The sequence below is a fragment of the Streptomyces sp. NPDC096012 genome, assembly GCF_040426375.1.
GTDB lineage: Bacteria > Actinomycetota > Actinomycetes > Streptomycetales > Streptomycetaceae > Streptomyces.
In genome coordinates, this window is the sequence record NZ_JBEOTD010000025.1 from 22,607 (window position 1) to 46,262 (window position 23,656).

The window sequence follows — 23,656 nt, forward strand, 5'->3', positions numbered from 1 at the left end:
GAAAACGTACGGCGCCCGTGTGGCGTTCCGGCATTTCGGTGCCCGGACGCTTGACTCGGTGCTTTTCGCTACATTCCGGCGATCAGCTTCTCCACGCGGTCGTCCACCGAACGGAACGGGTCCTTGCACAACACGGTGCGCTGCGCCTGGTCGTTCAGCTTCAGGTGCACCCAGTCGACCGTGAAGTCCCTGCGCTGCTCCTGTGCCCGCCGGATGAAGTCGCCGCGCAGCCGGGCGCGAGTGGTCTGCGGGGGAACCGACTTGCCCTCGAAGATCTTCAAGTCGTTGCAGATCCGGGCGGCTTGCCCCTTCTTCTCCAGCAGGTAGTACAGGCCACGGCGACGGTGGATGTCGTGGTAGGCGAGGTCTATCTGAGCGACCCGGGGATGCGACATCGTCATGTTGTGCTTGGCCCGGTACCGCTCGATGAGCTTGTACTTCATGACCCAGTCGATCTCGGTGCCGATCCGGTCCAGCTCCTCGTTCTCGATCGCCTCGAGCGTACGGCCCCACAGCTCCAGGACCTGGGCGACCGTGCCCGTACGGATGCCCCGGCGGTCGCAGAAGTCCACGGCCTTGTCGAAGTACTCGCGCTGCACCTCCAGCGCCGAGGCCTCACGGCCGCTGGCCAGGCGCACCTTGCGCCGACCGGTGATGTCGTGGCTGACCTCACGGATCGCCCGGATCGGGTTCTCCAGCGTCAGGTCACGCATCACCGTGCCCGCCTCGATCATGCGCAGCACCAGGTCGGTCGCGCCGACCTTGAGCAGCATCGTCGTCTCCGACATGTTCGAGTCGCCGACGATGACGTGCAGCCTTCGGTACCGCTCGGCGTCCGCGTGCGGCTCGTCGCGGGTGTTGATGATGGGCCTCGAGCGCGTCGTCGCCGACGAGACGCCCTCCCAGATGTGCTCCGCTCGCTGGCTGACGCAGTACACCGCCCCGCGCGGCGTCTGCAGCACCTTGCCCGCACCGCACAGCAGCTGCCTGGTCACCAGGAAGGGGATGAGGATGTCCGCGAGCCGGGAGAACTCCCCGTGCCGTGCCACCAGATAGTTCTCGTGGCACCCGTAGGAGTTGCCCGCCGAATCGGTGTTGTTCTTGAAGAGGTAGACGTCGCCCGCGATTCCCTCCTCGTGCAGGCGTCGTTCCGCGTCCACCAGGAGTCCCTCGAGAATGCGCTCGCCGGCCTTGTCGTGGGTGACCAGCTCGGTCACGTTGTCACATTCGGGTGTCGCGTATTCCGGATGTGAGCCCACGTCGAGATAGAGCCGGGCGCCGTTTCGCAGAAAGACATTGCTGCTGCGGCCCCATGACACGACACGGCGGAAGAGGTACCGCGCCACCTCGTCAGGAGACAGGCGGCGCTGTCCCCTGAACGTGCACGTGACGCCGTACTCGTTCTCCAGCCCGAAAATGCGGCGGTCCATGAGTGAACATTACGCCCGATCCCCTGAGCTGAAACGGGGTTCGGCAGCACGATTTGGATCATTTTCCGATGAAGCCGCAACGACCGCGCCCCGCGCGGGAGCTGCGAGGACCCCTCCCGTACCCAGCAGGACCAGCAGGGACACCGCCCCCGCCGCACCCGGCAGCGCGAAGCCCCACAGCGTGCCGCCGGCCTGGACCACCGGCCCCGCCAGGCCCGTTCCCACCGAGGCACCCACGGTGAACGTCGTGACGAGCCACGAGAAAGCCTCGGTGACCGTCCCCGCCGGCGCGTGCCGGTCCACGATGATGAACGCACAGGCGATGCACGGCGCCAGGAACACCCCGGAGACCACGCTCAGCAACACCATGGTGACCGCGCCCGGCATCAGCATCAGCGGCAGGTAACACACCGCCAGGAGTGCCACCAGCACACGCAGTCGCCGCTCGGGCACACCGGCCCACCGCCGCCCCCCGTACACGGCGCCGCCGGCCAGCGCCCCGAGCCCCAGCCCCGCCATCAGCCAGCCGTACACCGCGTCGCCGCCGTGCCCGTCCGCGTACGACACCGACGCGACCGTGATGGAACCGAGCGCGATCCCGACGAACAGGAAGGCCGCGAGCAACGCCAGCAGGCCCCGCGACCGCAGGGCGCCCAGCCAGTGCGCCTCGCGCGGAGCCGAGCGCCACGCGCGCGACGGCGGCGAGAGGACCACCGACAGCGCGCCCAGCACCCCCAGCAGATTCAGCACGAGCAGCGCGGCACGCTCGTCCCACAGGGACGCGCACAGCGTCACCAGCAGCGGCCCGACCGTGAACATGACCTCCTGCGCGACCGCGTCCATGGCGTACGCGGTGTGCACCTGCTCCTCACGGCGCAGCACCGACGGCCACAGCGCCCGCAGACCACCCTCCAGCGGCGGGGTGAACAGGCCCGCCGCCGCGACGGCCGCGTAGGCGAGCGGCAGCGGATCGGTGCCGGACAGCGCGAAGACGGACATCGCCAGCGCCGCGAGAACCGCCGCCGGCAGCTGCACACGCGGCTGGCCGTGCAGGTCCACCAGCCGGCCCAGCACCGGCTGGCCGACGGCGTTGGCGACTCCGTAGACGGCCGCCAGCGCGCCCGCGAGGCTGTAGGTACCGCCCTCGGCACGCACGAACAGCACCAGCGCGATCGCCGCGGTCGCGTTGGGCAGCCGGCCCACCAGCGTGCCGGTGAGCAGCCGCAGCGCGTGCCGCGCCCGCAGGATCTCCAGGTATCCCGTGGCCATCTGCCGCCCTCCCGCGACCCGCCCCGGGCGTCTCGTCCACCCGAAGTTTTACGTATAACGTCTGCTTCCATACGTACCATGTGCGCTGTTCACACGTCCAGACGACCGGCAGTGAGCCAAGGGCCCGCCCGGACCGGCATCGGAACAGAGGGCTCGCGGACCCCGCAACCGGTACCGGAACGCAAGGGCACGCGGGCCACGGAACGCAAGGGCACGCGGGCCCCGCCAGGGCCGAGCGGGACCGCGACACCGGCCCCGCAGCCCGCAGCCCGCAGCCCGCAGGCGAACGACCAGCGCAAGAGGAGCACGCCCACGGTGGCACCCAGCAGCACGCGCCCGACCAGCCGTGACGTCGCCCAGGCGGCCGGAGTCTCCCAGGCCGCCGTCTCCCTCGTCCTGGGCGACAAATGGCGCGGCCGGGTCTCCGCCGCCACCGCCGAACGCGTCCGGGAGGCCGCCCGGGACCTCGGCTACCGCCCCAACCTGGCCGCCCGCAACCTCCGCCTCGGCCGCACCCGCACCGTCCTCCTCGTCGTCCCCGCCCTGACCACGGAGTTCTTCGCCGGCGTCTACACCGGCGCCGCCCGGGTGGCCGCCGCACACGGCTTCGGCGTCGTGCTCTACCCCTCCCCCGAAGGCGTCGGCCCCGCCCGCGACCCCTTCGCCTCCGCCCAGGCCGCCCTGGACGGCGTCATCGCCTCCTCCATGGCCGCCGACGCCCTCACCGCCATCCGCGGCGACCAGCTGCCCCTCGTGATGCTCGACAGCGACCCCGACGGCAGCCTCGGCGCCGCCACCGTCAACCTGGACATCGCCGACGGCGTCCGCCAGGTCGCCGACCACCTCCTCCACCTCGGCCATCGCCACGTCCTCCACCTCGCCGCGGACGTGCCTTCCTGGACCTTCGAAGTACGCGCACGCGAACTCGCCGCCCGCATGGCCGCCGTACCGGGCACCCGGATCACCACCGCCCCCGCCCCCATCTCGATCGACGGCGCGCTGGCCGCCACCGAGGCCGCGCTCACCGCCCCCGGCCCCCGCCCGACCGCCGTGATCTGCGACGACGACAAGCTCGCCGCCGGCGCCTACAAGGCCCTGCGCCGCCTCGGCCTGCGCGTCCCCGACGACGTCTCCGTCACCGGCCTGGACGACCTCGCCCTCGCCACCGCCCTCGACCCGGAACTGACCACCGTGCGACTCGACGCCGAACTCTTCGGCGAACGCGGCATGCAGGCCCTCCTGGCCGTCCTGGAGGGCCGCCGGCCCGAGGACGCCGACATCCCCGTCCAGCTGGTCGTGCGGGGCTCCACGGCACCACCACGCGCCGTGTGACGGGCCTCCCACCCCGCGTCCACCCCGCCGGACACCGCACACGAGAAGCCCCCACCCCGCCGGGCACCGAACGCGCGCGCCACACGCCACCGGACGCCGAACGCGCCGCACGCCCCGCGGCCCGAACGCCGCGTGCTCGAACGCCGTGTATCCGAACGCCGTGTGCCCCGGCCAGAACGCAGGCCGGGGCACACGGAAGGGAACGAAACGGCGGGCTACTCCTCCTCGGAGCTCTCCTCCTCGGAGCTCTCCGCCTCGGTGGCCGCACCGTCCGCCGCCAGCAGGCGGGACAGCTGACGGCCGACGATGCGCTTGAACTTGCGCTTCTGCGGCCGCGTACGGTCCAGTACCGCGACCTCCAGGCGCTCGGCGGGGATCTCCCGCTCACTGCCGTTCGTGTCCCGGGACAACGCCTGCACGGCCAGCTTCAGCGCCTCCGCCAGGCTCATGCCGTCCCGGTGCTGCTGGTCGAGGAAACCGCTGATCTGCTCGGCGTTACCGCCCACCGCGACCGAACCGTGCTCGTCCACGATCGACCCGTCGTGCGGCAGCCGGTAGATCTGGTCACCGTCCGGGGTCTCCCCCACCTCGGCCACCACCAGCTCCACCTCGTACGGCTTCTCGGCCGCCGAGGAGAAGATCGTGCCGAGGGTCTGGGCGTAGACGTTCGCCAGGCCCCGCGCGGTGACGTCATCACGGTCGTAGGTGTAACCGCGCAGGTCGGCATAGCGCACACCGCCGATGCGCAGGTTCTCGTACTCGTTGTACTTGCCGGCGGCCGCGAAACCGATCCGGTCGTAGATCTCGCTGAACTTGTGCAGCGCGCGGGACGGGTTCTCACCGACGAACACGATGCCGTCGGCATACTGCAGCACGACCAGGCTGCGGCCCCGGGCGATGCCCTTGCGGGCGTACTCCGCCCGGTCGGCCATGGCCTGCTGAGGTGAGACATAGAACGGCGTCGACACCGGTTATCCGTCCCTTTCTGTCATGGTCACTGGATCACCTTGTACAAGAAACCGCACGCTCAGAGCAGGGCGGCCTTCGGGCCGTCGGGCTCCTCGAGGCGCTGCTGGAGCACCGCACGGGACAGCTCGGACGCCTCCTCGTCGGTGAGCCGGCGGAAACCGTCCTCGGTGATCACGGTGATGATCGGGTAGATCCGGCGGGCGACATCGGGACCACCGGTCGCCGAGTCGTCGTCAGCCGCGTCGTAGAGGGCCTGCACGACCAGTGTGGTCGCCTGCTCCTCGGACAGGTCGTCACGGAACAGCTTCTTCATGGCACCGCGCGCGAAGACCGAGCCCGACCCCGTCGAAGCGAAGTTGTGCTCCTCGGAACGGCCACCCGTGACGTCGTAGGAGAAGATCCGGCCCCTCTCCCGGTCCACGTCGTACCCGGCGAAGAGCGGGACGACGGCCAGACCCTGCATGGCCATGCCCAGGTTGGACCGGATCATCGTCGACAGGCGGTTCGCCTTGCCCTCCAGCGACAGCTGGGCACCCTCGACCTTCTCGAAGTGCTCCAGCTCCAGCTGGAAGAGCTTGACCATCTCCACGGCGAGACCGGCGGTGCCGGCGATACCCACGGCCGAGTACTCGTCCGCCGGGAACACCTTCTCGATGTCCCGCTGGGCGATGACGTTGCCCATGGTGGCCCGGCGGTCACCAGCGAGCACCACGCCACCGGGGAAGGTGACGGCGACGATCGTCGTCCCGTGCGGCGCCTCGAGCACACCCTGGGTGGGCGGCAGCTGCCGCTTGCCCGGCAGCAGCTCGGGCTGGTGCTCCGAGAGGAAGTCCATGAAGGAGGAGGATCCCGGCGTCAGGAAGGCAGCTGGTAGACGCCCGGTGCTACGAGTGTTGGCTTCCACGCGTTTCCTTCCACGTATGCAGCAGCCCGCCTTATGGCCTCGGGCTGATCCTTGAACTGCCCCAGTGCAGCGTTGCAGCTGAAGCACAGTACGCCACGGACCCTACCCGTCTCATGGCAGTGATCCACATGTGCGGCCGGGGCCGCCAGACATATCCAGCGGACACCTCCCGGAGAGGCGGCCAGCTCATCCCGCCGGGTCCCGGTGATGCCGTACTCGCGCTCGAAGTGGCTCACTCCGCTGCGCTCCGCACGGCATGCGCGGCGGTAGCTCGCCCAGCCGTCCGAGGAGGATGCGTTCCACTCCCACCGCGGGTGCGGCTCGACATCGCCACACCGCGGGCAGCGCTTGTGTCCCGGGGGGACGGAACCTTCTCCCCCACTTCCCTCCCCTTGGCCTGCCGGCGCTGCCGGGAGTGCTCCGCGGAGCGCTCCCGGCAATGCGGCTGGAGGCCATCGGGCACGGACTCGTCGCCGGCGAACGCCGCCCCCGGCGGGTGCTGCTTGCACCGCGAACGGCGTCTCAGCCCGGGCTCTTTGTTCACCCCAAACCCCCCTGATTTCACCTTTGGATCAAAGATGAAATCACTCTCCACCCTTCTGAACGAAGGACCTCACGAAATCCTCCGCATTCTCCTCGAGGACATCGTCAATTTCGTCGAGAACCGAGTCGACGTCGTCGCTCAGCTTCTCGTGCCGTTCCTTGAGGTCCTCGGAGGCCTGCGCGTCCTGCGTCTGCTCCTCGGCCTGTTCGGTCGAGTGCGTCGCCTTCTGCTGGCCGCCGCCGGTGTCCTTGGTCGCCATAACCCTCACCCCGCTCAGTTCGCCTGCCGATCGGTGATGATCAGACCCTACAAGCCGGGTCCGACATCGGCCCCGCAGTTTCGGAGAACCTGCGGGGACCACCTCGATGATTCCCGGGCGGCGGGATTTCCACCCTGTCCGCCCGGGGCGGTTCGAGTACCCGCTGGTAAGCCCGCTGATCGCCTTCAGTTGCCGGACAGGACCCTGACCAGGTCTTCCGCGGTGCGGCAGCGGTCCAGCAGCTCCTTGACGTGATTTCGCGTTCCGCGTAGCGGTTCCAGGGTTGGAACCCGCTGCAGCGAATCCCGGCCGGGAAGGTCGAAGATGACCGAGTCCCAGCTCGCCGCGGCCACGTCGTCCGCGTACTGCTCCAGGCAGCGGCCGCGGAAGTACGCCCGGGTGTCCTCCGGGGGCTTCGTGCGCGCCCGCTCGACCTCGGTCTCGTCCAGCAGGCGTTTGATGCGTCCGCGGGCCGCCAGGCGGTTGTAGAGGCCCTTGTCGGCCCGTACGTCGGCGTACTGGAGGTCGACGAGGTGCAGCCGGGCGGCGTCCCAGTCGAGGTCGTCGCGGCGGCGGTAGCCCTCCATCAGCTCGCGCTTGGCGACCCAGTCCAGTTCGCCGGCGAGGCTCATGGGGTCGCGCTCGAGCCGGGTGAGGGTGTCCTCCCAGCGGCCGAGGACGTCCTTGGTCTGGTCGTCGGCGTCGGCGCCGTATCGCTCCTCGACGTACTTGCGGGCCAGTTCGTAGTACTCCATCTGCAGTTGGACCGCGGTGAGTGTGCGGCCGCTGCGCAGGGTGACCAGGCGCTTGAGGCCGGGGTCGTGGGAGACCTGGTGGAGGGTGCGCACGGGCTGGTCGACGGCGAGGTCGACGGCGATGAAGCCGTCCTCGATCATGGACAGGACCAGGGCGGTCGTGCCCAGCTTGAGGTAGGTGGAGATCTCCGAGAGGTTCGCGTCGCCGATGATCACGTGGAGGCGGCGGTACTTCTCGGCGTCGGCATGCGGTTCGTCGCGGGTGTTGATGATGGGCCGCTTGAGTGTGGTCTCCAGGCCGACCTCGACCTCGAAGTAGTCGGCGCGCTGGCTGAGCTGGAAGCCGTGTTCGTGGCCGTCCTGGCCGATGCCGACGCGGCCGGCGCCGGCGAAGACCTGGCGGGAGACGAAGAAGGGCGTGAGGTGGCGCACGATGTCCGAGAAGGGGGTCTCCCGCTTCATCAGGTAGTTCTCGTGCGTGCCGTACGAGGCGCCCTTGTTGTCGGTGTTGTTCTTGTACAGGTGGATGGGCTGGGCGCCGGGCAGCTGTGCGGCCCGTTCGGCGGCCTCGGCCATGATCCGTTCGCCGGCCTTGTCCCAGAGAACGGCGTCGCGGGGGTTGGTGACCTCCGGAGCGCTGTACTCGGGGTGGGCGTGGTCGACGTAGAGCCGTGCGCCGTTGGTGAGGATGACGTTGGCGAGGCCGATGTCCTCGTCGGTGAGCTGGCTGGAGTCGGCGGCCTCCCGGGCGAGGTCGAAGCCTCGCGCGTCCCGCAGCGGGTTCTCCTCCTCGAAGTCCCAGCGGGCCCGGCGGGCCCGGTGCATCGCCGCCGCGTAGGCGTTGACGATCTGGGACGAGGTGAGCATGGCATTGGCGTTGGGGTGACCGGGGACGGAGATCCCGTACTCCGTCTCGATGCCCATTACTCGCCGTACGGTCATGCGGCCCTCCTTGCCCGGCGGCACCCTCGGTCGTGGGCGCCGCTCAAGTACCGCTGGCGCTCCGGTGCGTGCGCGGTGCCCGTCCCCGCACTGCGCGACTCGGCGGTAGGAACGAGCCTAGAACGCCTTTGCGCTGGTGGGGAGATCATTTGCGTCATTGGCTGCTCCGGTCGTGGCCTGAAAAACGCAAGGGCTGCGGGTACCCGGTGAGGGCACCCGCAGCCGCCCTGCCTTTACAGGTACTGACCGGTGTTCGCCACCGTGTCGATGGAGCGTCCGGTGTCCGCGCCCTGCTTTCCGGTGATGAGGGTGCGGATGTACACGATCCGTTCGCCCTTCTTTCCGGAGATGCGGGCCCAGTCGTCGGGGTTGGTGGTGTTGGGCAGGTCCTCGTTCTCCTTGAACTCGTCCACGCAGGCCTGGAGGAGGTGGGAGACGCGGAGGCCCTTCTGGGTCTTCTCGAGGAAGTCCTTGATCGCCATCTTTTTGGCACGTCCGACGATGTTCTCGATCATGGCGCCGGAATTGAAGTCCTTGAAGTAGAGGACTTCCTTGTCGCCGTTGGCGTAGGTGACCTCCAGGAAGCGGTTCTCCTCGGATTCGGCGTACATCTGCTCGACCGCCGTCTGGATCATGCTCTGGACGGTGGTGGTCTTGTCGCCGCCGTGCTCGTCGAGGTCGTCGGTGTGCAGCGGGAGGCGCTCGGTGAGGTACTTGCCGAAGATGTCCTTGGCGGCCTCGGCGTCGGGACGCTCGATCTTGATCTTCACGTCGAGTCGGCCGGGACGCAGGATGGCGGGGTCGATCATGTCCTCGCGGTTGGAGGCGCCGATGACGACCACGTTCTGCAGGCCTTCCACGCCGTCGATCTCGGCGAGCAGCTGCGGGACGATGGTGTTCTCCACGTCCGAACTGACACCGGAGCCTCGGGTGCGGAAGAGGGACTCCATCTCGTCGAAGAAGACGATCACGGGGGTGCCCTCGCTGGCCTTCTCGCGAGCACGCTGGAAGACGAGGCGGATCTGCCGCTCGGTCTCGCCGACGTACTTGTTGAGCAGCTCGGGGCCCTTGATGTTGAGGAAGAAGCTCTTGCCGGCGGCCTGGCCGGTGACCTCGGCGACCTTTTTGGCCAGCGAGTTCGCGACGGCCTTGGCGATGAGTGTCTTGCCGCAGCCGGGGGGGCCGTAGAGCAGGACGCCCTTGGGCGGGCGCAGCTCGTGCTCCCGGAACAGGTCCGGGTAGAGGTAGGGCAGCTCGACCGCGTCGCGGATGGCCTCGATCTGGTTGCCGAGGCCGCCGATCTGCTCGTAGCCGATGTCGGGGACCTCTTCGAGGACGAGTTCTTCGACCTCGCTCTTGGGGACGACCTCGTAGACGTAGCCGGAGCGGGGTTCGAGCAGGAGGGCGTCGCCGGGGCGGATGGTGACGTCCAGGAGTGGTTCGGCGAGCCGGACCACTCGTTCCTCGTCGGTGTGCCCCAGTACCAGGGCGCGCTCGCCGTCCTCGAGGATCTCCTTGAGGGTGACGATGTCGCCGACGCGCTCGTACTCCATGGCCTCGACCACGTTGAGCGCTTCGTTGAGCATGACTTCCTGGCCGCGCCGCAGCTCGTCGAGGTCGACGCTGGGGCTGACGTTCACCCGGAGCTTGCGGCCGCCGGTGAAGATGTCGGCGGTGCCGTCCTCGACGGCCTGCAGGAAGACTCCGAAGCCGGCCGGCGGCTGGGCGAGCCGGTCGACTTCTTCCTTGAGGGCCACGATCTGGTCGCGGGCCTCGCGGAGTGTGTTGGCCAGTCTTTCGTTCTGGGCGGACACGCCGGCCAGGTTCGTCTGCAGCTCGACGATCCGCTCTTCGAGAATCCTCGTGTGTCGCGGAGAGTCGGCGAGCTTACGTCGCAGGACGGCGATCTCCTGCTCAAGGTAGGCGATCTGCCCGGCCGGGTCGTCGGACCCTCGTCCCGGGCGGATGCCGCGGTTCATGTCGTCGTCGTGGGCTGCCACGGTCCTCACCTCCTCCAAGGGGAGCTGGACGCTTCCAGACCCTACCTGGGTGGGTGTCGATTGAAACCCCTAGATCACAAAGACTGTCAAGGTGTGTCGTCGGTCACCCGGTGCACTCTTTCTCGCACCGAGGGGATACCCACTCAACGTGATGGGGAAGCAGCTTGTTCCGTGCACGAGGTGGTCAAGACCCTTCAGTCCTGGCCGGAGTTGTCCGTTCCGAGCCGGTGGGCCGGTTTGGGGCAGCCCAGGCCGCACTCTTGCGGTCATCACGCAGAGCGATGTTCCGGGCGTGCGGTGTCACGTCGGATCCGGCCTGAAGTGGGCGCCTCCGGGGCCGCAGTGCCCCCCTCTCCTGGTCGCCCCCTCGTACCCGGGGCGGCCGGGGCGAAACCCGGAGCCGGGCGAAGGTGGCCGAATCGGCGCGCCGGCGCGGGGGTAGGGTCGGTTGTGTTCAACAGCCGCTGGTGCGGACCTGGCTGGCCCCAGCGGCGCCGGGACCGCACGGCGAACCCGACGGCAGGAGAGATGACCGTGCAGCAGGAGGCCCCGGGCGGCGAGGCGCTGGAGGTCTGGATCGACCAGGACCTGTGTACCGGCGACGGGATCTGTGCCCAGTACGCCCCGGAGGTGTTCGAGCTGGACATCGACGGGCTGGCGTACGTGAAGAGCGCGGACGACGTACTGCTGCAGGACCCGGGGGCGGCGGCGCCGGTGCCGCTGCCGCTGCTCACGGATGTGGTGGACTCGGCGAGGGAGTGTCCCGGCGAGTGCATCCATGTGCGGCGGGTCTCGGACAGGGCAGAGGTGTACGGGCCGGGGGCGGAGTAGGCCCGGTCAGACGCTGTGGGCCCCGGCCCGGCCCGAGCGGACGAAGGCTGCGCCGTCCCACTGCCAGGTGGCCGGCGTTTTCACGTCGGGGCAGCAACTGGGCACGTCGGTCGAGGAGTAGCCGAGCAGCGTGGCGTCGACCGCGCGCGCGTGTATGGCGAAGTCGGTGACGGTGTTCCGGTCCTTGGGGTCGACGAGGGTGGCGACCAGGCGCGGGCTGCCGCCGGCCCTGGCGCGGGTGAGGACGTAGACGCCGTCCGGTGGGGTGCCCATGGGGGCGTCGCAGTGCACCACGGCGACGGTTTCCGGTCTGCCGTCGCCGTCCAGGTCGCCGGTGGCCTTCTTCACGACCACCGCCTTGACGGGTCCGCAGTCCAGCGGGAAGTGGACACCGGTCGTGCCGGGCGGCGCGACGGCGGCGGACTCGGTCCGGATTCCGGGTGCGGACTGGGCGGCCGTGGCCGATCCGGGCTGCACGACGGAGGAGAGGGCCACGACGCCGGCGACGGCGGTGGCCGTGGCGACCCAGTGGATGGGCCGGGTCTGGCTGTGGGCGAGCTCCGGAACGGCGGAGTGCTGCACTAGGAGTGTCTCCTGTGAGGGCTGTACCGGTGGGAATGGCCAGCATGGTGCCACACCTCACAGTGCGGGGGGAACGGCGGGGTCCGGGTTTTCCCAGGCGGCACGCCCCGACGGCGGCGTGGGGGTTTTCCGCAGGCGGCACGCCCGCGCGGGCGGTGTGAGGGGGCGGGGCGGCCGCCGTGGGGTCACCGGGTGTGCGGGGCGGCCGTGCGGGGGCTGGTGCCGTGTCAAGGACGAAGCGCCGCGGCCGAGTTCCCACGGGTCGGCGGGAACTCGGCCACGGCGCTGTCACGTTGTCACGTGTGGGGGCCGGTCAGCGGGCGGTGCCGCCGTCGGCGTTGGGTCCGGCGTAGTCCTCGCCGTAGGCGCCCTTGGCGGGGCGGCGGCGGCGCATGGGCGGCTCGACGCCGTCCGCGAGGCGGCGGGCGGTGAGCAGGAAGCCGGTGTGGCCGATCATCCGGTGGTCGGGGCGGACGGCCAGGCCCTCGATGTGCCAGTTGCGGATCATGGTCTCCCAGGCGGTCGGCTCGTTGAAGCAGCCGATCTCCCGGATGGATTCCACGGTCCGGGCGAGCTGGGTGGTGGTGGCCACGTAGCAGCAGAGGATGCCGCCGGGGACGAGCGCCTTGGAGACGGCCTCCAGGCACTCCCAGGGGGCGAGCATGTCCAGGATGACGCGGTCGACGTCGGTGTCCGACAGGTTGTCCTGGAGGTCGCCGACGGTGAGCCGCCAGGCGGGGTGCGGGCCGCCGAAGTAGCGCTCCACGTTCTGCTGCGCGATCTCCGCGAAGTCCTCGCGGCGCTCGTAGGAGTGCAGCATGCCCTGGTCGCCGATGGCCCGCAGCAGGAAGCTGCTGAGCGAGCCGGAGCCGACGCCCGCCTCCACGACGCGGGCGCCGGGGAAGATGTCGGCGAAGGCCAGGATCTGCCCCGCGTCCTTGGGGTAGACGACGGCCGCCCCGCGGGGCATGGACAGGACGTAGTCGGGGAGCAGGGGGCGCAGCGCGAGGTAGGCGACGTTGCCGGTGGTGCGGACAACGCTGCCCTCGGGAGCGCCGATCAGTTCGTCGTGCGGGAAGGAGCCCTTGTGGGTGTGGAAGTTCTTCCCGGCTTCGAGCGTGAACGTGTAGTGGCGGCCCTTGGGGTCGGTCAGCTGTACCTGGTCCCCGACCTTGAAGGGCCCGCGCCTGCGGGCGGCACCGGTCGGTTCGGACATGTGAACAGACTACCGGCCTTTGCCGGGGCCGCCGACCACTAAGCGGTGGGCCTGGCCATGGCCTTCACGAAGGCGCGTTCGACGTCCGCGGCGGACAGGACGCCGTAGATCTCGCCGGTCTCCTCGACGACCAGGTACTCGGTGGCGGGGGTGGCGCGCAGGGTGTCCAGCAGTGCCTCGCCGGCGAGCTCGGCGGAGACGCGCATGCCGTCGGTCAGGTCCTGGGCGAGGCCGCTGACGGCCACCCAGGGCCGGCGGTGTTCGGGTACGCCGACGATGGCGGCCTCACGGACCAGGGAGAGGGGGTGGCCGTCGGCGTCGACGACGACGAGGGCGCGGGCGCCGGCGGCGTTGGCGCGGCGCAGGGCCTCGGAGAGGGGGGTGTCGGTCTCGACCGGTACGGCCCGCCGGGTCAGGTTGCGAGCGCGCAGTTCGGGGAGGTGTTCGCGCAGCCGGGCCATGCGCAGGCTGTTGCCGGCGCCGGTCCAGATGATCGCGGCGAGGATGGCGGCGAGCAGGGCGTCGGTGACGGTGTCCATGCCGCCGGTGTCCTCGCCGCCGCCGAGGGCGCCGGACTGGTTGAGCAGGGGCAGCCCGATCAGGACGCTGACGGCGAGGGCGCGGCCGACCCAGGCGGCGGCGACGGTGCCGCTCATCGGCCTGCCGGTGAGCTTCCAGACGACGGCGCGGAGCATGCGGCCGCCGTCCAGGGGCAGGCCGGGCAGGAGGTTGAAGACGGCGACGATGAGGTTGGAGACCATCAGTCCGGCCAGCAGCACGCCGGGGACGGTGCCGGCCTCGACGGGCTTCATGGCGAGGTAGAACAGGCCGGCCAGGACGAGGGAGAGCAGCGGTCCGACGAAGGCCAGGACGAATTCGCGGCCCGGGGTCTCGGCCTCCTTCTCGATCTCGGAGACGCCGCCGAAGAACTGGAGCTGGATGCGGCGGACCGGGAGCTTGAAGCGGATGGCGGCGACCGTGTGGGCCAGCTCGTGGACCAGGACGGAGGCGTAGAAGGCGACCGCGAAGAAGAGGGAGACCAGGTAGCGGGCGGCGCCGAGCTCGGGCAGCACGCGGTCGAGCTGGCCGCCGAAGACCCAGGTGATCAGGGCGGCGACGAGGAACCAGCTGGGGGCCACGTAGACGGGGACGCCGAAGGGGCGGCCCATGAGGATGCCGCCGCCGGGTTCTTTGGGCCGCGGCCGGGGCGGCTCGCCCTTGGCGATGCCGGAGTGGGCGAGGGAGCGGTGGTCGGGGTGGCCGGCCTGGTCGTGGTGGCCGGGGTGGGGGGCGGTGCCGGTGCCGGTGCCGGTGCCGGTGCCGGTGCCGGTGCCGGTGGGAGTGTCGCTGAGGTCGGCCGGATCGGTGCGGCCGGGCTGCGGGCGGTGGGTGACCGGCGGGGTGTCGTCGTCGCCGTCCGGATCCCGGTCCGCGGGGGGCGGCTCCTGCGGGGGTGCCGGTTCCTCGTGGCGTGCGGGGTCGGGCCCGCGGTGGTCGGTGGGGCCGGTCGCCGGGGCCGTAGGACCCGCGGGCTGCCCGGCCGGCTCGTCGTCGCCCGACCGTGGCTGCCCGCTTCCGCCGCTCACGTCCACGGTGTCCCCTCGTTCGAAGCGTCTTCCGCACCTGCCCGGGCGGAAGGGTCTCTGGTCGATGGTATGCGGCCGTGGCGGCACGTTTCGCCCCGGCACCCCCTGTGTTTGCCCCGCGGTCGCGCGGCCGATGCGGGCGGCGACCGGGTCACTGTCGGTGGTGGGCCGTAAGGTCTGTGGTCATGGACAGCAGCATCGAGGAGGCGGGGGCCCTGCCGGGCGACGCGGACGCGCTCGCGGGCGCGGGCCCGCGGACGGACCCGGCGGTCCCGTCACAGCCCACGCCGGTCGCACCGGAGCGGCCCGCCGGGGCGACCCCACCGGGCCCCTCGACGCCCGCGGTCCCGGAGCCGGGGGCAGCTGCGGCCACCGCCGGTGAGGCGACCCCGGATGCCGCGGCGAGCGCGGACGACACGGCCGGCGGGGAAACGGCCGGCTCGGCCCCGGACGCCACGGACGCCACGACCCGCGGGGAAACGGCCGGCGCGGGTCGGGTGGCCGTCGCGCCCAGCTCGTTGTCGCCCTCCCGGGCCAGTGACTTCATGCAGTGTCCGTTGCTGTACCGCTTCCGGGTGATCGACCGGCTGCCGGAGAAGCCGAGCGAGGCCGCGACCCGGGGGACGCTGGTGCACGCCGTGCTGGAGCGGCTGTTCGACGCGCCCGCCGAGGAGCGGACCGCGCCGCGGGCCAAGGCGCTCGTGCCGGGGCAGTGGGACCGGCTGCGCGAGAGCCGGCCGGAGCTGACCGAGCTGTTCGCGGGCGATCCGGAGGGCGAACGCCTGGCGCGCTGGCTGGAGGAGGCCGAGCGGCTCGTGGAGCGCTGGTTCACGCTGGAGGACCCCACGCGGCTGGAGCCGGCCGAGCGGGAGCTGTTCGTGGAGGCCGAGCTGGAGTCGGGGCTGCGGCTGCGCGGGATCATCGACCGGGTGGACGTGGCGCCGACCGGCGAGGTGCGGATCGTCGACTACAAGACGGGGAAGGCCCCCCGGCCGGAGTACGCCGAGGGCGCCCTGTTCCAGATGAAGTTCTACGCCCTGGTCGTGTGGCGGCTGAAGCGGGTGATCCCGCGCCGGCTCCAGCTGGTCTACCTCGGCAGCGGGGACGTGCTGACGTACGACCCCGTCCTCGCCGATCTGGAGCGGGTGGAGCGGAAGCTGCACGCGCTGTGGGAGGCCATCAGGCAGGCCACGGAGACGGGGGTCTGGCGGCCCCGGCCGACCAAGCTGTGCGGCTGGTGCGACCACCAGGCGCACTGCCCGGAGTTCGGCGGCACTCCCCCGCCCTACCCGCTGCCCCTCCGGGCGCCCGGTTCCGCCGCCGGGTGAGCCGCCCCCGCAGGCCGGCGCAGTGCCCGTGCCCCGGGGGCAAACCGGGAAAGGGGCGCAGTGCAGAATGGGGCCGGACTAGCGAAGGAGTGTCACGTGGCCATCCGCGTCCTACTGGTCGACGACCAGCCGCTGCTGCGTACCGGGTTCCGCATGATTCTGGAGGCCGAGCAGGACATCGCGGTCGTCGGCGAGGCCGGTGACGGTCTGCAGGCCCTGGACCAGGTGCGGGCCCTGCAGCCGGACGTCGTGCTCATGGACATCCGGATGCCGCGGATGGACGGGGTCGAGGCCACCCGGCAGATCACCGGTCCCGGGCGGGACGGTCCGGCCAAGGTGCTCGTGCTGACCACGTTCGACCTGGACGAGTACGTGGTGGAGGCGCTGCGGGCGGGGGCCAGCGGCTTCCTGCTGAAGGACGCGCCCGCCGACGAGCTGGTGCAGGCGATCCGGGTCGTGGCGGCCGGCGAGGCCCTGCTCGCGCCGAGCATCACCCGCCGCCTGCTGGACAAGTACGCCACGCATCTGCCCTCGGGCGAGGAGCCGGTGCCGGACACCCTGCACACCCTCACCGACCGTGAGGTGGAGGTGCTGAAGCTGGTGGCGCGCGGGCTGTCCAACGCGGAGATCGCGGCGGACCTGTTCGTCAGCGAGACGACGGTGAAGACCCACGTGGGTCACGTGCTCACCAAACTGGGTCTCAGGGACCGTGTGCAGGCCGCGGTGTACGCGTACGAGAGCGGCCTGGTGCGCCCGGGCGCGCAGTAGGTCTCACGGCGCCGGGCACCCTCTGCCCCGGACCTGACGTGCGGCAGGCCCTGCTCGGGGTCGGGTTCGCTGGGGGGCCCCGCGCCGGACGGCGGCGCGCGGTGGGCCTTGTGACAGGTGCCGGTACGCCGAAGGGCGCCCCTCCCGGATGGGGAGGGGCGCCCTTCGTCGTGCCGGTGTCAGCCGCTCACTCCGCGGCCGAGCTCCCACAGCTGCAGCGTCGAGGAGGAGTTGAGGGCGTAGGCGACGCCCGTGATGTCGTCCCGTGCGGCGACGTACTGCTTGCCCTGCCACAGCGGCAGGACGGGGACGTCGTCGGCGACGAGGTCCTGGATCTCCGTCAGGCTGTTGGCGGCGCCGAGGCGGTCGGCGGAGCGGCGGGACTGCGGGATCAGGGAGTGCTGGATCGTGCTGTTGTTGTACGGCGAGCCGAGGAAGTTGTCCTTGTCCAGGAAGGGCGCGAGGAAGTTGTCGGCGTCCGGGAAGTCGGGGAACCAGCCCATGCCGTAGACGTCGTACTGGCCCTTCTGCTCCGCGGGGCGGAAGGTGGCCCAGGGGTGGCCCTGGAGGGAGACGTCGAACAGGCCGCTGCCGTTGAGCTGCTTCTGCAGGATTTCGAACTCCTGCTTGGTGGCCGAGCCGTAGTGGTCGGTGGTGTAGTGCAGGGTCAGCTTGACCGGGGTGGTGATGCCGGCCTTGTCGAGCAGGCCCTTGGCCTTGGCGGCGCTGGGGTTGCCGTACTTGTTGAAGAACGAGTTGGAGTGGCCGGTGACGGTCGCCGGGACCAGCGAGTACAGCGGTTCGGCCTGGGTGCCGTAGACCTTGGAGACCAGCTCGCCGCGGTTGATGAGCTGGGCCATGGCCTGGCGTACGGCCTTGTCCTTCACGGTGGGCGCGTCGGTGTTGAAGGCCAGGTAGCGGATCTCGAGGCCCGGCATGTCGACCAGGTCGACCTGCTTGTCGGAGCCGGCGTCCAGCTTCTGGATCTGCGCGGGCGCCATGGTGCGGGTCATGACGTCGATGTCGCCCTTGTCGACCGCGGCGCCCATGGCGTCCGCGTCCTGGAAGGCGCGCAGTTCGACCGCGCTGTTGTTCACCGTCACGCTGCCCTTGTACGAGGGGTTCTTGGTGAAGGTGGCGCTGACGATCGCGTCGTCCTTGACGTCGGCCTTGAAGGTGTACGGGCCGGAGCCGTCCACCTCGAAGCCGTCGCGCAGCTTGTTCTTCGGGTAGTTCTTCGGGCTGACGATGCCCGCGACCGGAGTGGACAGCTTGTACGGGAAGGTGGCGTCGGCCGTCTTGAGGTGGAAGATGACCTCGCGGTCGCCCTGGGTCTCGATCGTGTCGATCGTGTTCAGCAGGGCGGAGACACCGCTGTCGGCGTTGATGCGCAGCGCACGCTCGATGGAGTACTTGACGTCCGCGGCGGTCACCGGGTCGCCGTCGGAGAACTTCAGATCCTCACGCAGCTTGCAGGCGTAGCGCTCGCTGCCGCTGTCGGTGAAGGCGCAACTCTCGGCGGCGTCCGGGACGGGGTCGCCCTCGCCCTTGGGCTGGGCCATCAGCGTCTGCACGCTCTGGCGCAGGATGTTCCAGGTGCCGACGTCGTAGGCGTAGGCCGGGTCGAGGGGCGCGGGGGCGTCCGAGGTGGCGGTGAACCGGTCCGTGGTGCCGACGACGATGGCGTCGCCGCTCTTGCTCCCGCTGTCGGATCCGCCGCACGCGGCGAGAACCGGGGTGAGCAGGCCGGCCACCGCCGGCAGCACCAAAGTCTTACGGTTCATGCGGGAGTTTCTCCAGAGCTGTTCGGGTCCGTGTAACCGCCATGCAGGGGTGGTGCGGCGGATCGCGGGGGGTTGCGGCGATGTTCTCGCGATGAGATTAGTCCGCGCGCGCACGAGGGTTCACAGGCGCGTGAGTTGAGCCCCCATCACGCAGGGGAACCGGGTGTGGACGCACCGGAAAACCGGCAGCGGCAGGATTAGTGCAGGTTCCCATCAATCGGGACACAAGGGCCCGGCGAACGAGGCCGAACGGGGTGGATCAGCACAGCCGGGCAACGTTGTCGAGGCCCGTCGGAGTGGGGAACGTCACACATCCAACTGTGCGGGGAGTCAGTGGAATTTCGGCCGGGCGACCGCCTCGGAATTCCACGGGGGTGTACTCTCCCGGAAATTTGTCCAACCCTGCCAATGGGTTTGGCACGCTGGGTGAACGGCTAGCGCATTTCCGTCATCAGCCCGCGGAGAAATGCCAGGTCGACCTCTTCCAGGGAGGTGACGACGGTGCGTCCCTCGGCCGGCGTGATGGGGGCGATGGAGGGGACGGCGACCACCCGGCAGCCCGCGGCCTCGGCGGCGGCGACGCCGGTGGCGGTGTCCTCGACGACGGCGCATCTGGCCGGATCCGCACCCAGCTTGGCGGCGGCGAGCAGATAGGGGTCCGGGAAGGGCTTCGTGCGGGAGACCTCGTCTCCGGCGACGGACAGGTCGAAGTGGTGAGGGCCCAGCACGGTGAGCACGCGGTCGATGATGCGCCGGTGGGAGGCGGAGACCAGGGCGGTGGGGATGGCGTGTTCGTGGAGTTCGGCGAGCAGCCGGGCGGCGCCCGGCATCAGCGGCAGGGTGCGGCCGATGCGGTCCTCGAAACCGTCGTTGAGCAGCACGGAGAGTTCGGCGAGCGTGATGTCGGCGCCGGTGGCCTCGATGAGGAAGCCGGCGCTGCGGGTCATGGGGCCGCCCACCACGACGTGCCGCCAGGACTCGTCCAGGGCGTGACCGAGGGCGGCGAAGACCTCGACCTCGACATCCCACCAGAAGCCCTCGGTGTCGACGAGGGTGCCGTCCATGTCGAGGAGCACCGCCTGCAGGGCGGAGCCTTCGGCCGTTCGGGTTCCGAGCGCGGGGACCGTGCTGGTCATCCGGCGCACCTCCTTGAGGGACGATCAGGCCGGTTCCCGGGCGGGGAACCGGCCTGCAGTGGACCGACCAGTGTACGTCTCCGGCGCCCGAAGCGCCTCGTTTGTCACCCATGGCCGCGGTCACATCGCGGTGAGCGTCAGCCGCCGGCCGGGGTCCCGGCGCGGCGGACGCCTTCCGTCGCAGGCCAGGGGCCTCAGGCGGCCGCCCCCGTCGCTGCGGGTCGGCCGAGGGCGCCATGGGTCCCGGGCGCGTCGCGGACCGCGCGACGTGCCCCGGCGCACCCGTGCCGCGGAGCCGGGGCCGTCTGCGCTCCGCACACGCGTACGCCCCGTCCCGGCGTGTGGGCGCCCCGTCAGGATCAGGGCGGCCCGGTCAGGGCGCCCCCGGTCGGGCCCGCGACGCCCCCGGAGGGCTCAGCGGGCGTTGAAGTACTTCGCCTCCGGGTGGTGGATCACGATGGCGTCCGTGGACTGCTCGGGGTGCAGCTGGAACTCCTCGGACAGCCGGACGCCGATCCGCTCGGGCTGGAGCAGGTCGGCGATCTTCGCGCGGTCCTCCAGGTCGGGGCAGGCGCCGTAGCCGAGGGAGAAGCGGGCGCCCCGGTACTTCAGGGCGAACATGTCCTCGATGCCGGCCGGGTCCTCGCCGGCGAAGCCGAGTTCGGCGCGGACCCGGGCGTGCCAGTACTCGGCGAGCGCTTCGGCCAACTGGACGGACAGGCCGTGCAGTTCGAGGTAGTCGCGGTAGGCGTTGGCCTCGAAGAGCTTGGCGGTCTCCTCGCCGATGCGCGAGCCGACGGTGACGACCTGGAAGCCGACCACGTCCTGCTCCCCCGACTCCTCCGGGCGGAAGAAGTCGGCCAGGCACAGGCGGCGGCCGCGGCGCTGGCGCGGGAAGGTGAAGCGGGTGCGCTCGTTGCCCCGGTCGTCCAGGATGATCAGGTCGTCGTCCTTGGACACGCAGGGGAAGTAGCCGTAGACGACGGCCGCTTCGAGCAGGTTCTCGGTCTGGAGCCGGTCGAGCAGTCCGCGCAGCCGGGGGCGGCCCTCGGTCTCGGCCAGTTCCTCGTACGTCGGCCCCTCGCCGGTGCGGGCCTGCTTGAGTCCCCACTGGCCCTTGAACAGTGCGCCCTCGTCCAGCCAGCTCGCGTACTCCTTGAGCTGGATGCCCTTGATGACGCGGGTGCCGAGGAAGGGCGGGGTGGGGACGGGGTTGTCGACGGCGACGTCGGAGCGGACGTGGCCCTCCTGCGGGCGCTCCTCGACCTCGACGGCGGCGGTGGCGCGGACCCGTCGCTGCTTGAGTTCGGGCAGCTTGGCGCCCGGCACGCCCCGCTTGACGCCGATGAGGGCGTCCATCAGGCGCAGGCCCTCGAAGGCGTCGCGGGCGTAGCGGACCTCGCCCTCGTAGATCTCGTGCAGGTCCTGTTCGACGTAGGCGCGGGTCAGGGCGGCGCCGCCGAGGATGACCGGGAAGCGGACGGCGAGGCCGCGCTGGTTCAGCTCCTCCAGGTTCTCCTTCATGATCACCGTGGACTTCACCAGGAGTCCGGACATGCCGATGACGTCGGCCCGGTGCTCCTCGGCGGCCTCCAGGATCGCGGAGACGGGCTGCTTGATGCCGAGGTTGACGACGTTGTAGCCGTTGTTGGAGAGGATGATGTCGACGAGGTTCTTGCCGATGTCGTGCACGTCGCCGCGGACGGTCGCCAGCACGATCGTGCCCTTGCCCTCGGCGTCCGACTTCTCCATGTGCGGCTCGAGGTGGGCGACGGCGGTCTTCATGACCTCGGCTGACTGCAGGACGAACGGCAGCTGCATCTGGCCGGAGCCGAACAGCTCACCGACGACCTTCATGCCGTCGAGCAGGGTCTCGTTGACGATGTCGAGGGCGGGGCGGTCCTGCAGGGCGGCGTCCAGGTCCGCCTCCAGGCCGTTCTTCTCGCCGTCGATGATCCGCCGCTTCAGCCGCTCCTCCAGCGGCAGCGCCGCCAGCTCCTCGGCCTTGCCGGCCTTCAGCGACTTCGCCGTCGCGCCCTCGAACAGGGCCATCAGCTTCTGCAGCGGGTCGTAGCCCTCCGCACGGCGGTCGTAGATGAGGTCCAGGGCCGTGCGGACCTCTTCTTCGCTGAACCGGGCGATCGGCAGGATCTTGGAGGCGTGCACGATGGCCGAGTCGAGGCCCGCCTTGACGCACTCGTCCAGGAAGACGGAGTTCAGCAGGATGCGGGCGGCCGGGTTCAGGCCGAACGAGATGTTCGACAGGCCCAGGGTGGTCTGTACGGCCGGGTGGCGCCTCTTCAGCTCGCGGATCGCCTCGATGGTGGCGACGCCGTCGCCGCGGGACTCCTCCTGGCCGGTGCAGATTGTGAAGGTCAGGGTGTCGACGAGGATGTCCTCCTCGCGGATGCCCCAGTTCCCGGTCAGGTCGTCGATCAGCCGTTCGGCGATCTCGACCTTCTTCTCGGGGGTGCGGGCCTGGCCCTCCTCGTCGATGGTCAGCGCGATCAGGGCGGCGCCGTGTTCCTGGGCCAGCCTGGTGACCTTGGCGAACCGGGAGTCGGGGCCGTCGCCGTCCTCGTAGTTCACCGAGTTGATCACCGCGCGGCCGCCCAGCTTCTCCAGGCCGGCCCGGATGACGTCGACCTCGGTGGAGTCCAGCACGATGGGCAGGGTGGAGGCGGTGGCGAAGCGGCCGGCGAGTTCCTCCATGTCGGCGACGCCGTCGCGGCCGACGTAGTCGACGCACAGGTCGAGCAGGTGCGCGCCCTCGCGGATCTGCTCGCGCGCCATCTCCACGCAGTCGTCCCAGCGGCCTTCCAGCATGGCCTCGCGGAACTTCTTGGAGCCGTTGGCGTTGGTGCGCTCGCCGATGGCCAGGTAGGAGGTGTCCTGCCGGAAGGGGACGGACTGGTAGAGGGAGGCGGCGCCCGCTTCGGGGCGCGGGTCGCGGGCGGTGGGGGCGGCACCCCGGACGCGTTCGACGACCTGCCGCAGGTGTTCGGGGGTGGTGCCGCAGCAGCCGCCGACGAGCGAGAGGCCGTACTCGCGGACGAAGGTCTCCTGGGCGTCGGCCAGCTCGGGCGCGGTCAGCGGGTAGTGGGCGCCGTCCTTGCCGAGGACGGGCAGGCCCGCGTTGGGCATGCAGGACAGCGGGATGCGGGCGTTGCGGGCGAGGTAGCGCAGGTGCTCGCTCATCTCGGCCGGGCCGGTGGCGCAGTTCAGGCCGATCATGTCGATGCCGAGGGGTTCCAGGGCGGTGAGGGCCGCGCCGATCTCGGAGCCGAGGAGCATGGTGCCCGTGGTCTCCACGGTCACCGACACGATGACGGGCGCGTCGAGGCCGAGGGCGTCGAGGCCGCGCCGTGCGCCGAGGACGGCGGCCTTGGTCTGCAGCAGGTCCTGCGTGGTCTCCACGAGCAGCGCGTCGGCGCCGCCGGTGATGAGGCCCTCGGCGTTGCGCTGGTAGGCGTCGCGCAGGGTGGTGTAGGGGGCGTGGCCGAGGGTGGGGAGTTTGGTGCCGGGGCCCATGGAGCCGAGGACCCAGCGGGGGCGGCCGTCCTTGGCGGTGAACTCGTCGGCGACCTCGCGGGCGACCCGGGCGCCGGCCTCGGACAGCTCGTGGACGCGTTCGGGGATGTCGTACTCGCCGAGCGCGGAGTGGTTGGCCCCGAAGGTGTTGGTCTCGACGCAGTCGACGCCCACGGCGTAGTACGCCTCGTGGACGGAGCGGACGATGTCGGGGCGGGTGAGATTGAGGATCTCGTTGCAGCCTTCGAGCTGCTGGAAGTCGTCGAGGGTGGGCTCCTGGGCCTGGAGCATGGTGCCCATGGCCCCGTCGGCGACCACCACGCGGGTGGCGAGGGCCTCTCGGAGCGCGGACACACGGGTCCGGCTGTCGGCGGAGGGGGACGTTGGCGACGAGGCCATGAAGGGGCTCCCTGGAGTGCGACGGCTGTCGGCTATGCGGTTGCCCTGACGGGCGGTGATGCCGCACGGCGCCAGCGTAACCGGGAGTGGG

Annotated in this window: 18 protein-coding genes; 4 read left to right on the forward strand and 14 right to left on the reverse strand. The window is 70.6% G+C overall.

The window, feature by feature from the left end:
- Nucleotides 1-68: 68 nt before the first annotated feature.
- Both pafA and ABVB68_RS23015 read right to left on the reverse strand, forming a co-directional pair.
- Complete coding sequence (gene pafA / locus ABVB68_RS23010; protein WP_353602995.1) at nucleotides 69-1,430, reverse strand: Pup--protein ligase; 1,362 nt, start codon at nucleotides 1,428-1,430, stop codon at nucleotides 69-71.
- A 9-nt stretch (nucleotides 1,431-1,439) separates the two neighbouring features.
- On the reverse strand, nucleotides 1,440-2,699 hold the full coding sequence (locus ABVB68_RS23015; RefSeq protein WP_353602996.1) for an MFS transporter: 1,260 nt from the start codon (nucleotides 2,697-2,699) through the stop codon (nucleotides 1,440-1,442).
- A 315-nt stretch (nucleotides 2,700-3,014) separates the two neighbouring features.
- Here ABVB68_RS23015 and ABVB68_RS23020 point away from each other — a divergent pair, with 315 nt between their 5' ends.
- Nucleotides 3,015-4,031: a LacI family DNA-binding transcriptional regulator gene (locus ABVB68_RS23020; protein ID WP_353602997.1), complete on the forward strand. Its 1,017-nt coding sequence runs from the start codon at nucleotides 3,015-3,017 to the stop codon at nucleotides 4,029-4,031.
- 215 nt (nucleotides 4,032-4,246) lie between these two features.
- Here ABVB68_RS23020 and prcA read toward each other — a convergent pair whose 3' ends face one another.
- The 6 genes from prcA to arc form a co-directional block, all read right to left on the reverse strand.
- Nucleotides 4,247-4,999, reverse strand: a complete 753-nt coding sequence (gene prcA / locus ABVB68_RS23025) for a proteasome subunit alpha (protein WP_353602998.1) — start codon at nucleotides 4,997-4,999, stop codon at nucleotides 4,247-4,249.
- Nucleotides 5,000-5,058: 59 nt separating this feature from the next.
- Nucleotides 5,059-5,904, reverse strand: coding sequence for a proteasome subunit beta (gene prcB / locus ABVB68_RS23030; protein WP_353602999.1), 846 nt, complete (start codon nucleotides 5,902-5,904; stop codon nucleotides 5,059-5,061).
- Nucleotides 5,856-6,413, reverse strand: coding sequence for an endonuclease VII domain-containing protein (locus ABVB68_RS23035; protein WP_353603000.1), 558 nt, complete (start codon nucleotides 6,411-6,413; stop codon nucleotides 5,856-5,858). The genes prcB and ABVB68_RS23035 overlap by 49 nt, the downstream gene beginning before the upstream one ends.
- Before the next feature lie 75 nt (nucleotides 6,414-6,488).
- A complete protein-coding gene (locus ABVB68_RS23040; RefSeq protein ID WP_161336727.1) occupies nucleotides 6,489-6,707 on the reverse strand; it encodes a ubiquitin-like protein Pup in 219 nt (72 codons plus the stop codon).
- A 185-nt stretch (nucleotides 6,708-6,892) separates the two neighbouring features.
- A complete protein-coding gene (dop, locus tag ABVB68_RS23045) occupies nucleotides 6,893-8,404 on the reverse strand; it encodes a depupylase/deamidase Dop (protein WP_353603001.1) in 1,512 nt (503 codons plus the stop codon).
- 233 nt (nucleotides 8,405-8,637) lie between these two features.
- On the reverse strand, nucleotides 8,638-10,404 hold the full coding sequence (arc, locus tag ABVB68_RS23050) for a proteasome ATPase (protein WP_353603002.1): 1,767 nt from the start codon (nucleotides 10,402-10,404) through the stop codon (nucleotides 8,638-8,640).
- 528 nt (nucleotides 10,405-10,932) lie between these two features.
- Between arc and ABVB68_RS23055 the strand changes: the two genes are divergently transcribed.
- Nucleotides 10,933-11,235, forward strand: a complete 303-nt coding sequence (locus ABVB68_RS23055) for a ferredoxin (RefSeq protein WP_353603003.1) — start codon at nucleotides 10,933-10,935, stop codon at nucleotides 11,233-11,235.
- 6 nt (nucleotides 11,236-11,241) lie between these two features.
- On the opposite strand, the gene ABVB68_RS23060 is transcribed toward ABVB68_RS23055, so the two are convergent.
- From ABVB68_RS23060 to ABVB68_RS23070, 3 genes are all read right to left on the reverse strand, one after another.
- Nucleotides 11,242-11,817 carry a hypothetical protein gene (locus ABVB68_RS23060; protein ID WP_353603004.1) on the reverse strand — a complete coding sequence of 192 codons (576 nt, stop codon included), beginning with the start codon at nucleotides 11,815-11,817 and terminating at the stop codon, nucleotides 11,242-11,244.
- 313 nt (nucleotides 11,818-12,130) lie between these two features.
- Nucleotides 12,131-13,033, reverse strand: a complete 903-nt coding sequence (locus ABVB68_RS23065) for a tRNA (adenine-N1)-methyltransferase (RefSeq protein WP_353603005.1) — start codon at nucleotides 13,031-13,033, stop codon at nucleotides 12,131-12,133.
- A gap of 38 nt (nucleotides 13,034-13,071) precedes the next feature.
- Nucleotides 13,072-14,625: a site-2 protease family protein gene (locus ABVB68_RS23070; protein WP_353603006.1), complete on the reverse strand. Its 1,554-nt coding sequence runs from the start codon at nucleotides 14,623-14,625 to the stop codon at nucleotides 13,072-13,074.
- 179 nt (nucleotides 14,626-14,804) lie between these two features.
- Between ABVB68_RS23070 and ABVB68_RS23075 the strand changes: the two genes are divergently transcribed.
- Both ABVB68_RS23075 and ABVB68_RS23080 read left to right on the forward strand, forming a co-directional pair.
- Entirely contained in the window at nucleotides 14,805-15,947 is a 1,143-nt protein-coding gene (locus ABVB68_RS23075; RefSeq protein ID WP_353603007.1) for a RecB family exonuclease, read from the forward strand.
- Nucleotides 15,948-16,043: 96 nt separating this feature from the next.
- The gene (locus ABVB68_RS23080) at nucleotides 16,044-16,715 is read left to right on the forward strand and encodes a response regulator (RefSeq protein ID WP_353603008.1); all 672 of its coding nucleotides are present in this window, start codon (nucleotides 16,044-16,046) and stop codon (nucleotides 16,713-16,715) included.
- Nucleotides 16,716-16,894: 179 nt separating this feature from the next.
- Here the strand turns inward: ABVB68_RS23080 and ABVB68_RS23085 are convergent, their stop codons facing one another.
- From ABVB68_RS23085 to metH, 3 genes are all read right to left on the reverse strand, one after another.
- Nucleotides 16,895-18,499: an ABC transporter substrate-binding protein gene (locus ABVB68_RS23085; RefSeq protein WP_353603009.1), complete on the reverse strand. Its 1,605-nt coding sequence runs from the start codon at nucleotides 18,497-18,499 to the stop codon at nucleotides 16,895-16,897.
- Nucleotides 18,500-18,933: 434 nt separating this feature from the next.
- The gene (locus ABVB68_RS23090; RefSeq protein WP_353603010.1) at nucleotides 18,934-19,635 is read right to left on the reverse strand and encodes an HAD family hydrolase; all 702 of its coding nucleotides are present in this window, start codon (nucleotides 19,633-19,635) and stop codon (nucleotides 18,934-18,936) included.
- A gap of 414 nt (nucleotides 19,636-20,049) precedes the next feature.
- Nucleotides 20,050-23,565, reverse strand: coding sequence for a methionine synthase (gene metH / locus ABVB68_RS23095; protein ID WP_353603011.1), 3,516 nt, complete (start codon nucleotides 23,563-23,565; stop codon nucleotides 20,050-20,052).
- Between the last annotated feature and the right edge of the window lie 91 nt (nucleotides 23,566-23,656).